The organism is Mycobacterium sp. BMJ-28, from assembly GCF_054404835.1.
The window spans coordinates 4,862,889-4,877,094 of the sequence record NZ_CM136783.1 but is presented as its reverse complement, the minus strand read 5'-3'; the positions used below and the strand labels follow the sequence as shown (position 1 = coordinate 4,877,094).

Genomic DNA, 14,206 nt, shown 5'->3' with positions numbered 1-14,206 from the left:
CTAGGGTGCTGGCCGTGATCGTCACCACCGTCAACGTCAATGGCATCCGCGCGGCCGTCAAGCAACGCTCCACCGAGAACCTGGGACTGTTGCCCTGGCTGAAGGAATCCCGCGCCGACATCGTCTGCCTGCAGGAGACCCGCGCCGACGACGAGCAGCTGCGCGACGCGCTGGCGCCCGCGCTGGCCGATGACTGGCAGCTGGCCTCGGCGGAGCCACATGTGAAGGGCCGCAACGGTGTCGCGGTGCTGTCCCGCACGCCGTTCACCGCGGTGCGGGTGCTGGAGTCCGACGAGTTCGCCGCGCACGGCCGCTATCTCGAGGTGGACACCGAGGGTGTCACCATCGCCAGTGTCTACCTGCCCACCGGTGAGGCCGAAACCGACCGCCAGCTGGAGAAGGAACGCTTCATGGCCACCGTCGAGGCCAGGATGGCCCAGCTGCTGGTCGCCGGCCGCGACACCGTGCTGTGCGGTGACTGGAACATCGCACACACCGAGAACGACATCAAGGCCTGGAAGAACAACGTCAAGAAGTCAGGGTTTCTGCCCAGCGAACGACAGTGGCTGACCGATCTGCTGGCGACCGGCTGGGTGGACGTGGTGCGCAAACTGCACCCCGATGTCGCCGGCCCGTACAGCTGGTGGTCCTGGCGTGGCAAGGCCTTCGACAACGACGCCGGCTGGCGCATCGACTATCACCTGGCCAACGCGGGGCTGGCCGAGCGCGCGGTGTCGGCTCGCGTCGAGCGTGCCGACCTGTACGCGTTGCGGTGGTCCGATCACGCCCCCGTGACGGTGGAATTCCACTGAGGATCGCGCCCCAGGTGGCGCAGCAGGTGATCGAGATCGTTGGTCGCCGAACCGCCACGGGCGGGCCCGAACGGTGCGCCGGGTGTGGTGCGGTAGTCGCCGTCGGGCACCATCAGCGCCAGCGGCAGTGCCGCGTCGATGACTTCGGCGGGCAATCGGTACCGGCGTCCGAGGGTGGCGGCGACGTCCCAGCCGTGCACCACATAGTCGATGAGGTGGAAGCCGATCGCGATGGCGCCGGGAAACGTTGCGCCCGGCCCGAATTCGGGTAGCGCGAACTGTCGTTCCAGTACGGCGTCGGAGGCGAAGGCCTGCAGTACGCCGTTGGCGGCTTCGGTGTAGGTATCGGCGGGGGAGTGGATGACCGCGTCGCGAACGGCGGTCACATCCCAGGCCGCGGGGTCGGCGCCATCCCCGCGCGCCGCGGCGGCGAAGCCGAGGTGCTGCACGGTCATATGGGCCAGCAGGTCGGTCAGATCCCAGCCGGCGCATGGGGTGGACCGGTGCAGGTCGTCGGGGCGCAGCGACTGCACCACCGGGATGGTTGTCAGTACCGCGGTGCGGTGGACGGGTCGTAGATCGGTAATCGTAGGCATCTGCATATCGTATGCTCATGCATACGATATGGCAACGCCTACGATGACGCGATGGCTGCCCGGCGCCCGGACCTCGCGGCGATGCTCGCCCCGCTGCTGCGCGACACCATCGCGGCCGAAGAGCCGGTGCTGGCCGAGCACGGTCTCTCGATGTGGGGTTACGTCGTGCTCAACGCGCTGGACGGACCGCCGGTGCGCACCCAGGCCGCCCTCGCCGAGGCGATCGGCGCGGACAAGTCCAGGATCATCCCGACCCTCGATGACCTGCAGCGGCGCGGTTACATCGAACGGCGCGCCGACCCCGACGACCGCAGGGTCCGGCTGCTGGCCATCACCGCGGAGGGCAGACGGGTCAAGGATGCCACCCAGGCCGACATCCAGCGCCGGGAGGAACAGTGGCTCGGCGAACTGGAGCCGGCAGACCGCCGTGCGTTCCTGCGCGTGCTGCGCCAACTGACCCGCGCGGAATTCGGATGACGTCAGTGCGAAAATCGATGCATCATGAGCACCCCAGCCAAGCACGTCGTCTTCTCCGGCGCGCAGCCCACATCTGACTCCCTGCATCTCGGCAACGCGCTCGGAGCGGTCAACCAGTGGGTGAGCCTGCAGCACGACTACAACGCCTACTTCTGCGTGGTCGACCTGCACGCCATCACCGTCGCGCAGGAGCCGGGCGTGCTGCGCGACCGCACGCTGGCCACCGCGGCGCAGTACCTGGCCCTGGGCGTGGACCCCGCCAAGGCGACGGTGTTCGTGCAGAGCCAGGTGCCGGCACACGCCGAGCTGGCCTGGGTGCTGGGATGCTTCACCGGCTTCGGTCAGGCCTCCCGGATGACCCAGTTCAAGGACAAGTCGCAGAAGCAAGGTGCCGACTCGACCACCGTCGGACTGTTCACCTACCCGGTGTTGATGGCCGCCGACATCCTGCTCTACGGCACCGATCTGGTGCCGGTCGGCGAAGACCAGCGCCAGCACCTCGAGCTTGCCCGCGATCTCGCCGAACGCATCAACGCCCGGTTCCCCGGCACCTTCGTCGTACCCGAGGCGATGATCCCCAAGGCCACCGCCAAGATCTACGACCTGCAGGACCCCACCGCGAAGATGAGCAAGTCGGCGGCCACCGATGCCGGGTTGATCAGCCTGCTCGACGATCCGAAGAAGACGGCCAAGAAGATTCGCTCGGCGGTCACCGACAGCGAGCGCGAGATCCGGTTCGACCGGGAGCACAAACCCGGCGTGTCGAATCTGCTGACCATCCAGTCAGCGGTCACCGGCACCGATATCGACAAGCTCGTCGAGGGTTACGCGGGGCGCGGCTATGGCGATCTGAAGGCCGAAACCGCCGAAGCCGTGGTCGAATTCGTCACTCCGATCAAGAACCGGGTCGATGAACTCCTGGCCGATCCGGCCGAACTGCAGGCGGTGCTGGCCCAGGGCGCGGCGCGGGCGAGCGAGGTGGCTGAGACGACGCTGCGGCGGGTATATGACAAGGTGGGGTTCCTGCCGCCGACGCGCTGATACCGGGAGAACCGACATGGCCGAGCCGGACGACAAACCGGGTGTACTGGACCGACTGCGCGCGAAGTTCGGCTGGTTCGACCGGGTGATGCGGGCCCAGCAGCGCTACAACGACCGCAAAGGCGACTTCTACGCCGCCGGCATCACGTATTTCACGGTCTTCGCCCTGTTCCCGCTGTTGATGGTCGGCTTCGCGGCCGGCGGCTTCGTGCTCGCCAGCCGGCCCGGCCTGATAGCCGATGTCGAACAGCGGATCAGGGACACGGTGTCCGGCGATTTCGGCGCGCAGCTGGTGCAGCTGATGGATTCGGCCATCGCGTCGCGCGGCACCGTCGGCGTGATCGGCCTGGCCACCGCCGCATGGGCGGGTCTGGGCTGGATGTCCAACCTGCGCGAGGCGCTCAGCCAGATGTGGGAACAGCGCGGCGAAAAGGACGGCTTCGTGCGGACCAAGCTGTCCGATCTGGTCGCGCTGCTGTCGGTGTTCATCGCCATGGTGCTCACCATCGGGTTGACGGCGCTGGCCAACAAGTCGGTGATGACCAGGGTGCTGGATTGGCTGGGGCTGCATGACATCACGACGCTGGGCACCCTGCTGGGCATCGTGTCCTGGTTGCTCTCGGCGCTGGTGACCTGGTTGCTGTTCAGTTGGATGATCGCCCGGTTGCCGCGCGAGCCGGTCGCCTTCGGCAGTTCGATCGAGGGCGGTCTGCTGTGCGCCGTCGGGTTCGAGATCTTCAAGCAGGTCGGGTCGATCTACCTGACGTCGGTCATGCACGGACCCGCGGGCACCACCTTCGGTCCGGTGCTGGGTCTGATGGTGTTCGCCTACGTCACGGCCCGGCTGGTGCTGTTCGCCACCGCGTGGGCCGCGACGTCCAGGGAGAGCATGCTGCTCGTCCCGGTCGAGCCGCCCGGCCCGGTCGCGATCGCTCCCCGCGTGCAGGTGCGCGAGGGCGTCGGAGTCCCCGCTGCGGTGGCCGCCTTCGCCGCCGGAGCCGTTGGCGGCCTTGGCATCTCCCGGTGGCGGCGACGCTCGCGATGACACCCGCCCAGCGGTGGTGCGTTGCGATGGGTGTGCAGGTACCGATCGTGAATGCGCCGATGGGTGGTGCCGCCGGGGGCCGGCTGGCCGCCGCGGTGTCGCGGGCCGGCGGCCTCGGCATGATCGGCATGGGAAGCGCGGCGACACCGGATCTACTGCGCCGCGAGCTCGCCGAGTTGGGCGATCGGCATGGTCCTTTCGGCATCGGGCTGGTGCATTGGGTGATGGTGGACCGGCCGGAGTTGTTCGAGGTGGCGGTGGCGGCCCGACCGGCGCTGCTGTCGGTGAGCTTCGGGGACGACTGGTCCTGGGTGCCCGACGCGCACGCGGCCGGTGTCCGGGTCTGCACGCAGGTCGCCGATCCGGCGGCCGCGGTGCGTGCGGCGGCCGCCGGCGTCGATGTGCTGGTGGCCCGTGGAGCCGAGGGCGGTGGCCACGGCGAACCGGTGCTGTCGACGATGCCACTGCTCGCCGAAGTGCTGGCCGCGGTGGATGTTCCGGTACTGGCGGCCGGTGGTGTCAGCTCGGCGCGGACGGTGGCCGCGGTGCTCGGCGCCGGTGCCGCGGGAGCCTGGGTGGGGACGGCGTTCACGGTGTGCCACGAGGCGCTGACGCCGGCGCCGGACCGCGCCGAACTGCTCGCCGGCACCGAGACCGAACTCACCCGCGAATTCGACATCGCGGCCGGATACCGTTGGCCGGCAAACATTCCCGAGCGGGTGCTGCGCGGCTCGGCGGTCAACGCCGGTGTGGGTGTCGGCGAGGTCCGTGAGCAGCTCAGCGCGGCGGAGCTGGTGGCCCGGCTGTCTCAGGCCTGAGGCCGGCGGTTCATCGACCGGGCCGCCATGATCAGCGCCAAGACGATGATCGCCCCGACCAACGCCACGCCCACCCGCACCGGCATCGCATCGGCGGCCGGCAGTGCGGTCGCCGCTACGGCCGTCGGATCGGGGTTGTCCTGTTTCTGCTTGGGCAGCAGCGACGGATCGGGTTCGATCAGCTTGCCGACCTTGGTCCCCGGAACCGTGGCGAACCCGTAGTCCAGCAGATGTGCGGCCTGCTCCCATGGTGCGATCGGCTCGCGGGTGCCGCGCAGCAGCACCGCGACCAGGCGGCGGCCGTCCCGGTTCGCGGCGCCGACGAAGGTCTGCCCGGCGTCATCGGTGTAGCCGGTCTTGCCGCCCAGGGCGCCCGGATAGTTGTAGAGCAGTTTGACGTCGTTCTCCAGGTCGTACCCGGGATGGTCGTTCTCCTCGCCGGGGCGGGCCGGGTATCCCGGGAACGGGTACTTCTGGGTCCCGACGATCCGGGTGAAGGTGTCGTTGCCGAACGCGTAACGGTAGAACAAGGCGATGTCGTAGGCCGAGGTGCTCATGCCCGGACCGTCCAGGCCGGACGGCGTCGCGGCCCGGGTGTCGCGGCCGCCGAGCTTGCTGGCCAGCGTGTTGATCTTCTGCAGTGCGGTGTCCATGCCGCCGACCTGCACCGCCAGCGCATGCGCGGCGTCGTTGCCGGAGTGCATCAGCAGTCCGTGCAGCAGGTCGTTGACCGAGTAGCGCCCGCCCTCGTCGACTCCGACCCGGGTGCCTTCGGCGGCCGCGTCGTCGGAGGTGCCGGTGACCTGGCGGTTCAGTGGCAGCTCGTCGATGGCCTGCATGGCGATCAGCACCTTGATGATGCTGGCGGGACGGTGCCTGCCGTGCGGGTCCTTGGCGGCGATGACGTCGCCGGTGTCCAGGTCGGCCACCAGCCAGGCCTCGGCCGAGACGTCATTGGGCAGCGGTGGGGTGCCGGGGGCGACGACCACTCCGCAGTTACCCATCGCGTCACCGCCCAGCGGGGTGGCCGGCACCGGCAGCGGGGCCGGCGGGTCACCCGCCTTGGGCACCTCGGAAGAGTCCACCGCGGGCGGGGTGGTGACGCGGAACGGGCACGGGTCGGGCGGGCCGGGCTCGGCATGCGCCAGAGCCGGTGCAGCTGCCAGGAAAAGCGCCGCGGCCAGGGCCGCAGCGCGGTGGAGCGTGGTTTTCGTGGTCGCCATCGTGAAGCAGATTAGGTGACGACGGCCCGGATCCGGCGGAGCCGCGCTGTGACTGGTGGGGTTTGTGTTACTTCGGCAGCGCGCAGTGCGCCAACGCGGAGGAGCCGATGGTGCTCATCCAGAGCCTGCCGTCGCGTTCGACCACCCCGGTGACCTGTCCGAACCGGGGATCGGTGCCACGGATGCCCGCGACCGCGGCCCCGGAGTCCGGATCGAAGGCCACCGCCCACACCTGCGACGGCATATCGGGTTGCAGACCTGCGGGCAACCGCCAGAGCAGCCGGCGCAGCACCGGCGCGCGCGGCGCCAGCCATTCGGCCGGCGCATTGACCGGGCAGACCAGGGCCACCCAGATGCGGCCGTCGCTGCCGGTCGAGATGTTGTCCGGCATGCCGGGCAGGTGCTGTGCCAGCGGGGTGACGGTGCCGGCCCGGTGGCCGGTCAGCCAGTACTTCGACAGTCGGCGGCCCTGGGTCTCGGCGAACACCAGGGCCGAGCCGTCGGCGGTCACCGTGACACCGTTGGCGAAATAGAGGCCGTCGGCCAGGGTGCTCACGGTGCCGTCGGGGTTGAGCCGGTACAGGCCGCCGGTGCCGCGGGCCTCCAGGATGGCGGCCTTGAACCACTCGAAATGGAAGTCGCTGGTGGACTCGGTGAAATAGATTGTGCCGTGGCCGGTTTCGGTGACGTTCGAGCAGAACCGCAGGGGTCGGCCGTCGACGTCGGCGACCAGGGTGCTCAGCGCGCCGGTTCCGGGGTCCAGCGCGAGCAGGCCGCGGTGGCTGTCGCAGACCAGCACCCGGCCGTCGCGGGCGATATGCAGTCCGAGGGGGCGGCCACCGGTGTGGGCGGCCACCGTCGCCACGCCGTCGGGCGTGACCCGCACGATCCGGCCGTCGACCAGGCCGGTCCACAGGGCACCGTCGGTATCGGTCACCACATCTTCGGGGCCGTGCCCGGGCACCGGCACCACGGTGAGTTCGGGAAGCGGGAAGTCCGGCAGCGGAGCCACCGGCGGCGGCTGCCAGCGGACGGGGTGGATCGACGGTTTGGCGGGTGTGGCCGGCACGGACCCGACGGTAGTCCCACAACGACGACAGCCGGGCGGTTTCCCGCCCGGCTGTCGTGTGCGTACCGGATCTACAGGAGTCGGCCGGCCTCGCTGAGCACCCCGTGCAGGATGTCGTAGATCGCGTCGAACTCCTTCTGCCCACTGATCAGTGGGGGAGCCAGCTGCACCACCGGGTCGCCACGATCGTCGGCGCGGCAGTACAGACCGGCCTCCCACAGGGCGGGGGTCAGGAAGCCGCGCAGCAACCGCTCGGACTCCTCGTCGTTGAACGTCTCCTTGGTGGTCTTGTCCTTCACCAGTTCGATCCCGTAGAAGAAACCCTCACCGCGGACGTCGCCGACGATCGGCAGGTCGTAGAGCTTCTCCAGGGTGGCTTTGAACGCCGGTGCCTGCTCCTTGACGTGGGCGTTGATGCCCTCACGCTCGAAAATGTCCAGGTTGGCCAGCGCCACCGCGGAGGAGACCGGATGTCCGCCGAAGGTGTAGCCGTGGCCGAACACCGTCTTCCCGTCGTTGAACGGCTCGAACAGCCGGTCGCTGGCGATCATGGCGCCGATCGGCGAGTAGCCCGACGTCAAACCCTTTGCGCTGGTGATGATGTCGGGAACGTAGCCGAAATCGTCGCAGGCGAACATCGATCCGATCCGGCCGTAGGCGCAGATCACCTCGTCGGACACCAGCAGCACGTCGTACTCGTCGCAGATCTCGCGGACCCGCTCGAAGTATCCCGGCGGCGGCGGGAAGCAACCACCGGCATTCTGGACGGGCTCCAGGAAGACGGCGCACACCGTGTCCGGCCCCTCGAACTCGATGGCCTCGGCGATGCGGTCGGCGCAGTAGCGCCCGAACGCCTTCTCGTCGTGCGCGTAGGCCTCCGGCGCGCGGTAGAAGTTGGTGTTCGGCGCGCGGAACCCACCCGGGGTGAGCGGTTCGAACGGTGCCTTGAAGGCGGGGATACCGGTGATGGCCAGGGCGCCCTGCGGGGTGCCGTGGTAGGCGATCGCCCGCGAAACCACTTTGTGCTTACCGGGTTTGCCGGTCAGCTTGAAGTACTGCTTGGCCAGCTTCCAGGCGCTCTCCACCGCTTCGCCGCCACCGGTGGTGAAGAAGACCCGGTTGAGGTCTCCGGGCGCGTAGTTGGCGATCCGTTCGGCCAGTTCGATGGCCGTCGGGGTGGCGTAGGACCACAGCGGGAAGAACGCCAGCTGCTCGGCCTGGCGGGCCGCGGCCGCGGCCAGCTCCTCACGGCCGTGCCCCACCTGGACCACGAACAGGCCGGACAGGCCATCGATATAACTGCGGCCCTGGTCGTCGAAGATGTTGACGCCTTCGCCGCGGGTGATGATCGGCGGGTTGATATCGGCGCCGTGCCGGGCGAAGTGCCCCCACAGGTGCCGTTTGGCCTTGGCGGCCAGGTCGTTGGAAAGGGATTGTGCTACATCGGTTGTTGTCATCGCGTGCCCCAGTTGTATTGCTGTTTGACAAGTTTGAGATAGACCAAAGTCTCGGTTGATATCACCCCTGGTACGGCACGGATCTTGGTGTTGAGCAGGTCGAGCAGGTCACCGTCGTCCTCGCAGACGACCTCGACGATGGCGTCGAAGGTTCCGGCGGTGAGCACCACGTAGTCCACGGACTCGATGGCGGCGAGTTTGTCGGCGACTTTGGTGGTGTCGCCGGTGCAGCGGATGCCGATCATGGCCTGCCGGGCGAAGCCCAGTTGCATCGGATCGGTGACGGCGACGATCTGCATGACGCCCGCGTCGACCATGCGCTGGACACGTTGGCGCACCGCCGCTTCCGAGAGCCCGACGGCCTTGCCGATGCCGGCATAGGAACGCCGGCCGTCCTGCTGCAGCTTCTCGATGATCGACTTCGACAACTCGTCGAGCTGGAACGCGGCGCCGGGCCGGGACTGGTTGATTCGCAGGGAGACGGCAGAGACGCCGGGCTGTGAATCTGGGTTGGACATGGTGACGATTGTGCACGGAATCCGTAGTTTGAGGCAACTATTTCCATGAAATCACTCGTTTGAGATGTCCTCAACCGTTGGAATGCGCAGCGGTCCTCGGGTAGCGTGAGGGTCCGTGAGCACCATTGCAACCCAGGTCGTCGCGGGTAGCTGGATCAACGGTAAGGCGGTGATCACCGGCGGGCAGTCCTTCGACGTCGTCAGCCCGGCCACCGGTGATGTGGTGGCCAGCTATGCGCTGGCCACACCCGCAGATGTGGACGCCGCCGTTGCCGCCGCGCGCGCCGCGCAACCCGGCTGGGCCAACGCCGCGCCGGTACAGCGCGCGAGTGTGTTGGCCAAACTGGCCGAACTGATGGAGGCCAACGCGGCGACGTTCATCGCCGAGGAGGTCGCCCAGTGCGGCAAGCCGGTGCGGTTGGCCACCGAATTCGATGTGCCCGGCAGTATCGACAACGTGGCGTTCTTCGCCGGTGCGGCAAGGCATCTCGAGGGTAAGGCCAGCGCCGAGTACTCGGCCGATCACACCTCCAGCATCCGCAGGGAGGCCGTCGGCGTGGTGGCCACCATCACGCCGTGGAACTACCCGCTGCAGATGGCGGTGTGGAAGGTCATCCCGGCGCTGGCCGCCGGCTGCGCCGTGGTGATCAAGCCGGCCGAGATCACCCCGCTCACCACCCTCACCCTGGCCCGCGTCGCCGCCGAGGCCGGGCTGCCTGCCGGTGTGCTCAACGTCGTGACCGGTTCGGGGGCTGATGTCGGCACCGCGTTGGCCGGGCATCGCGATGTGGATGTGGTGACGTTCACCGGGTCGACGGCGGTGGGCCGGAAGGTGATGGCCGCCGCCGCCGTGCACGGCCACCGCACCCAACTGGAACTCGGCGGCAAGGCGCCGTTGGTGGTGTTCGACGACGCCGACCTCGATGCCGCCATCCAGGGCGCGGTCGCCGGGTCGCTGATCAACACCGGGCAGGACTGCACGGCGGCCACCCGCGCGATCGTGGCGCAGTCGCTGTATGACGATTTCGTCGCCGGCGTGGGTGAGGTGATGAGCAAGATCGTCGTCGGTGACCCACATGATCACGACACCGATCTGGGCCCGCTGATCACCGCCGCGCACCGGGACAAGGTGGCCGGCATGGTCGCGCGCGCGCCCGGGCAAGGCGGGCGGATCGTCACCGGCGGGGTGATCCCGGATCTGCCCGGCTCGTTCTACCGGCCGACGCTGATCGCCGATGTGACAGAGGATTCCGAGATCTACCGGGACGAGATCTTCGGCCCCGTGCTGACGGTGCGGGCGTTCACCGACGACGACGATGCGCTGCGCCAGGCCAATGACACCGACTACGGGCTGGCCGCGTCGGCCTGGACCCGCGACGTCTACCGGGCGCAGCGGGCCTCCCGCGAGATCCACGCGGGGTGCGTGTGGATCAACGACCACATTCCGATCATCTCGGAGATGCCGCACGGCGGCGTCGGGGCGTCCGGGTTCGGCAAGGACATGAGCGACTACTCCTTCGAGGAGTACCTGACCATCAAGCACGTGATGAGTGACATCACCGGTGTCGCCGACAAGGACTGGCACCGAACCATTTTCGCTAAACGCTGACCGTCGCCGCGGTGACCGTGATCGCGATGGCGGCGACGGTGGTGTGGCCGCCGGTGGGCTGGAAGACGGAGGTGCCCTGGTGATAGTGATTGCCGGTGTCCGTGGCGCCGATGTACACGGTGTCGGTGCCGCTGAAGCCTGGCGCGCACAGGTAGGTGAAGGTGCCGTCGGCGTTCTTGGTGAACGCCACCCCGGTGGTGGCGCTGGTGACGATCGGGTCCCCGTCGTAGTCGCTCACGTCGACGCGCAGGTCGACGGCGACGTTGCCGTCGGCGGTCTCGCGGGTGGCCACCACCGCGACCCCGTCGAACTCGGGCCTGGTGTTGTCGAACATGGACTCGACACGGCGATAGGCACCCCAGATCGCCTCCAGGACAGGATTGTTGGGGTGGCCCGGGGCCGGGTCGGGATTGAACCCGAAGACTGCGAGTGCATTGAGCACGAAGGTCCGGATGGGCGACGACGGCCGGCTCGGTGCCGGATTGACCTTGGTGATCGCCACCGAGACCGACGGAAGTTCGGCGGCGGAGACCGGGGCACCGGCCTGCAGCCCGGCAGCGGTGCTGCCGGCCGAGGTGGCTTCCTGCGCCGTGACGGGGGTGCTCTTGGCGGTCTTGACCGTCAGGGCGGGCTCGATCGCGAGCCGAAGCGGCGTGCTGCGGGCGCGCCGGCTGGTGGCGGTGCGCTCGGGTGGATCGGAAGCCGGGGTTTGGGCGTCGGTACCGGATTCGTCATCGCCAGCTTGGTCGGTGCCGCCGGGGGTGACGTCGTCGCGGGCCGGGGTCCGGTGCGGGCTGCTGGTGCGGTGCGGTGGCTTGCCGGGCGGGTCCGCCGCCCCGGTGCCGGAGGGGCTCGGATCGGGTTTCGTTGCCGCCGGGCCGGGGTTGTCCGCCGGGGATGAACCGGTACCGGTTGTGCCACCGGCCGCCGATGAATCTTTGCCCGGCGCATTCTCGTCGGCCCAGGCCAGCTGCGGCGCCGCGATCGCGCTGCCGATGCCCAGCGCCACGGCCAGTGCACCGGCGGGGGCGAGGTATTTCGAATAGTCCATGGAAAACGAGGATTTCTTCGAATACGCCACCTGTTGCCGCCCGTCTCGTGGATGTCTTTTCTGCTGACGACTCACCGTGTCGGCCAACGACTTTCGAGGCGAGCTGAGATTTGCCGGATCGCGTTCGGTGGCTGCTGGCGGCCGGGAGTCGGGGTTGACGATAACGTCAATACGTCGCCGTGTCTGTCCGCCGAAGGTGTGACGTTCCCTGTAGACGGCACCGAGCATGCGGCGAGTCCGGCCCGGCGGACTATTGTCGCAAGCGTGACCACCGCGCAGCGGGCCGACGAGTTCGAGTTGCTGCGGCCGCACCTGCTGGCCGTCGCCTACCGGCTCACGGGCACCTATGCCGACGCCGAGGACATCGTCCAGGATTCCTGGCTGCGCTGGCACAATTCCGGCGCCGAGATCGCCGATCTGCGGGCCTGGCTGACGACGGTGGTGAGCCGGCTGGGGCTGGACCGGTTGCGCTCGGCCGCGCACCGTCGCGAGACCTACGTCGGGGAGTGGCTGCCGGAGCCGGTGGTGACCGGCTTCGACGGTGCCGATCCGCTGGCCGCCGTGGTTGCCGGCGAGGACGCGCGGTTCGCGGCGATGGTGGTCCTGGAGCGACTGACCCCCGATCAGCGGGTGGCCTTCGTGCTGCACGACGGGTTCGCGGTGCCGTTCGACGAGATCGCCGGCATCCTCGGCGTCGGGGTGGCTAGTGCGCGCCAGCTGGCCTCTCGCGCCCGCCGCGCGGTCGCCTCGGCGCCGGCACCGGATCCGGCCCACCCCGAAGTCGTCGGCAATCTGATGGCGGCCATGGCCCGCGGTGACATGGCCGCCGTCGTCGCACTGCTGCATCCCGACGTCACCTTCACCGGTGACTCCAACCGGCGCGCCCCCACCGCTGCGCGAGTCATCGTCGGCCCAGACAAGGTGGCCCGCTTCCTCTTCGGCCTCGCCAAACGCTATGGGCCGAACTGGCTTTCGGCCACCCAGCTGGCCCTGGTCAACGGCGATCTCGGCAGTTACACTCCAGGGCTGCCCGCCGCGGGCAGCCATCCGGAGCTGGCGCCGCGGGTCACCGTGATGACCGTCCGTGACGGCTTGGTCTGCGCGGTGTGGGACATCGCCAATCCGGACAAGTTCACGGCGTCGCCGCTGCGCCCCGACGGCCTCACGCCCACGGCACCCGGCACGCGTCGCCCGAGCTGAAGCCCTGCTCGGTGATGCCCAATGCCGAGTACATCCGGGCCCGCATGTTCTCCACTCCGATTTGGTAGGTCAGCTCGATGACGCCGGCGTCGCCGAAGCGCGAACGCAGATCGGTCACCTGCTCGTCGGTGACGGTGTGCGGATCGGTGGTCATCGCGTCGGCGTAGGCGATCGCGGCGCGTTCGTCGTCGTCGAAGGCCGGTGAGGTGGCGTAGTCCTCGATGGACTTGAGCCGTTCCACGTCCAGGTTGTCCAGGCGCATCAGCATGGAGCCGAAGTCCACGCACCACGAGCAGCCGACGGTGCGTGCGGTCCAGAACACCGCCAGTTCGCGCACACTGGCCGGCAGTGTCTTCGAACCGCTCTGCACCAGTGCCTCGTGTACGGCATTGGCGACCAGCAGGCGCGGGTGGTGCGCGGCCACGGTGAACGGTTCGGGGACTTCACCGAATTGCCGTTTGGCGTAGCGGTACATCATCCGGGTGAACAGGCCGGCTTGTTTCGGGGGCAGTGGTGCGATTCTCGTCGTCATATCAATCAGACGAGGTGGCCCGCCGATGTGTGACAGCCCTAGCCGCGCGCGGGCGAACCGGTCGGCAGCGGTGGGGCGATCGACCAGATCACCTCGCTCTCCCCGGGGTCGGCGTTCTCCCAGGCATGGGCGGATTGCGCGGAGAACGTGTAGCAGTCACCGGTGCGCAGCAGCAGATCCTGGCCGTCGACGGCCAGCCGCAGGGTGCCGCGCACCACGACCACCACGATGGTCTTGGAGTCCAGCGTGTACGCACCGCCGGAACCGCCGCCGGGCGCCAGGATGGTCCGCATCACCTGGACGTGTTGCTCGGTGGCCGGGGTCAGTAGGTATTCGCGGATTCCGCTGCCGCCCATCTCAAGTGGCGCGCCGTGGCCGCTGCGTACCATCGCCGAATCGGGGAAGTCGAACAGCGATCCCACCGATACCCCGAGGATGTCGCAGATCCGCAGCAGGTTCGGGACCGACACCGCGGTCTGGCCCCGCTCGACGAGGCTGAGGAAGCCCTTGGTGAGGTCGGCTTCGGAGGCCACCGCGTCCAGGGTCAACCCGCGCTCGTGCCGCGCGGCGCGCAGCTTCGGCCCCAGCCGGTGCATCATCGAGTCGACCTCGGCGGTGCGCGCTGCGCCCGCGGATCGGCTTCGTGCCATGGCGTTCCCTCCGGCCGCGACTGCTGCCCAATGAGCGACGGCCATCTCAATGGTGGCGTCGATGTGACAAGTCTTGCAGCCGCGAGTTTAGCGGTATATAACTTCGAC

General features: G+C 68.7%; 14 protein-coding genes and 1 pseudogene. 7 read left to right on the top strand and 8 right to left on the bottom strand.

Annotated elements, in window-relative coordinates; translation table 11 throughout:
- The first annotated feature begins 14 nt into the window (after window positions 1-14).
- Window positions 15-812 carry an exodeoxyribonuclease III gene (locus ACXPWS_RS24215; RefSeq protein ID WP_458709089.1) on the top strand — a complete coding sequence of 266 codons (798 nt, stop codon included), beginning with the start codon at window positions 15-17 and terminating at the stop codon, window positions 810-812.
- Here the strand turns inward: ACXPWS_RS24215 and ACXPWS_RS24210 are convergent.
- Window positions 782-1,408 (bottom strand): TIGR03086 family metal-binding protein, encoded by a 627-nt coding sequence (locus tag ACXPWS_RS24210; RefSeq protein ID WP_458709088.1) that lies wholly within the window; start codon window positions 1,406-1,408, stop codon window positions 782-784. The genes ACXPWS_RS24215 and ACXPWS_RS24210 overlap by 31 nt on opposite strands.
- A gap of 51 nt (window positions 1,409-1,459) precedes the next feature.
- Between ACXPWS_RS24210 and ACXPWS_RS24205 the strand changes: the two genes are divergently transcribed.
- From ACXPWS_RS24205 to ACXPWS_RS24190, 4 genes are read left to right on the top strand one after another with little or no spacing between them, the layout of a single operon-like run.
- Window positions 1,460-1,885: a MarR family winged helix-turn-helix transcriptional regulator gene (locus ACXPWS_RS24205; protein WP_458709087.1), complete on the top strand. Its 426-nt coding sequence runs from the start codon at window positions 1,460-1,462 to the stop codon at window positions 1,883-1,885.
- 24 nt (window positions 1,886-1,909) lie between these two features.
- The gene (gene trpS / locus ACXPWS_RS24200) at window positions 1,910-2,926 is read left to right on the top strand and encodes a tryptophan--tRNA ligase (protein ID WP_458709086.1); all 1,017 of its coding nucleotides are present in this window, start codon (window positions 1,910-1,912) and stop codon (window positions 2,924-2,926) included.
- 16 nt (window positions 2,927-2,942) lie between these two features.
- Complete coding sequence (gene yhjD, locus ACXPWS_RS24195) at window positions 2,943-3,971, top strand: inner membrane protein YhjD (protein ID WP_458709085.1); 1,029 nt, start codon at window positions 2,943-2,945, stop codon at window positions 3,969-3,971.
- A gap of 26 nt (window positions 3,972-3,997) precedes the next feature.
- On the top strand, window positions 3,998-4,789 hold the full coding sequence (locus ACXPWS_RS24190) for a nitronate monooxygenase (protein ID WP_458709084.1): 792 nt from the start codon (window positions 3,998-4,000) through the stop codon (window positions 4,787-4,789).
- Here the strand turns inward: ACXPWS_RS24190 and ACXPWS_RS24185 are convergent.
- The 4 genes from ACXPWS_RS24185 to ACXPWS_RS24170 form a co-directional block, all read right to left on the bottom strand.
- The gene (locus ACXPWS_RS24185; RefSeq protein ID WP_458709083.1) at window positions 4,780-6,012 is read right to left on the bottom strand and encodes a D-alanyl-D-alanine carboxypeptidase family protein; all 1,233 of its coding nucleotides are present in this window, start codon (window positions 6,010-6,012) and stop codon (window positions 4,780-4,782) included. The two genes, ACXPWS_RS24190 and ACXPWS_RS24185, sit on opposite strands and share 10 nt — an antisense overlap.
- A 67-nt stretch (window positions 6,013-6,079) precedes the next feature.
- Entirely contained in the window at window positions 6,080-7,081 is a 1,002-nt protein-coding gene (locus tag ACXPWS_RS24180; protein WP_458709082.1) for an SMP-30/gluconolactonase/LRE family protein, read from the bottom strand.
- 71 nt (window positions 7,082-7,152) lie between these two features.
- On the bottom strand, window positions 7,153-8,538 hold the full coding sequence (locus ACXPWS_RS24175) for an aspartate aminotransferase family protein (RefSeq protein WP_458709081.1): 1,386 nt from the start codon (window positions 8,536-8,538) through the stop codon (window positions 7,153-7,155).
- A complete protein-coding gene (locus tag ACXPWS_RS24170; RefSeq protein WP_458709080.1) occupies window positions 8,535-9,056 on the bottom strand; it encodes an Lrp/AsnC family transcriptional regulator in 522 nt (173 codons plus the stop codon). The genes ACXPWS_RS24175 and ACXPWS_RS24170 overlap by 4 nt, the downstream gene beginning before the upstream one ends.
- A 115-nt stretch (window positions 9,057-9,171) precedes the next feature.
- Between ACXPWS_RS24170 and ACXPWS_RS24165 the strand changes: the two genes are divergently transcribed.
- On the top strand, window positions 9,172-10,665 hold the full coding sequence (locus ACXPWS_RS24165; RefSeq protein ID WP_458709079.1) for a gamma-aminobutyraldehyde dehydrogenase: 1,494 nt from the start codon (window positions 9,172-9,174) through the stop codon (window positions 10,663-10,665).
- Here the strand turns inward: ACXPWS_RS24165 and ACXPWS_RS24160 are convergent.
- The gene (locus ACXPWS_RS24160) at window positions 10,655-11,716 is read right to left on the bottom strand and encodes an Ig-like domain-containing protein (RefSeq protein WP_458709078.1); all 1,062 of its coding nucleotides are present in this window, start codon (window positions 11,714-11,716) and stop codon (window positions 10,655-10,657) included. The genes ACXPWS_RS24165 and ACXPWS_RS24160 overlap by 11 nt on opposite strands.
- Before the next feature lie 264 nt (window positions 11,717-11,980).
- On the opposite strand from ACXPWS_RS24160, the gene ACXPWS_RS24155 reads away from it, so the two are divergent.
- Window positions 11,981-12,916, top strand: a complete 936-nt coding sequence (locus tag ACXPWS_RS24155) for a sigma-70 family RNA polymerase sigma factor (protein WP_458709077.1) — start codon at window positions 11,981-11,983, stop codon at window positions 12,914-12,916.
- On the opposite strand, the pseudogene ACXPWS_RS24150 reads toward ACXPWS_RS24155, so the two are convergent.
- Together ACXPWS_RS24150 and ACXPWS_RS24145 are read right to left on the bottom strand one after the other, a co-directional pair.
- Window positions 12,879-13,481, bottom strand: a pseudogene (locus tag ACXPWS_RS24150) (carboxymuconolactone decarboxylase family protein); the annotation flags it as partial. The gene ACXPWS_RS24155 and the pseudogene ACXPWS_RS24150 sit on opposite strands and share 38 nt — an antisense overlap.
- Before the next feature lie 5 nt (window positions 13,482-13,486).
- Window positions 13,487-14,098: a helix-turn-helix domain-containing protein gene (locus tag ACXPWS_RS24145; protein ID WP_458709076.1), complete on the bottom strand. Its 612-nt coding sequence runs from the start codon at window positions 14,096-14,098 to the stop codon at window positions 13,487-13,489.
- Window positions 14,099-14,206: the final 108 nt, after the last annotated feature.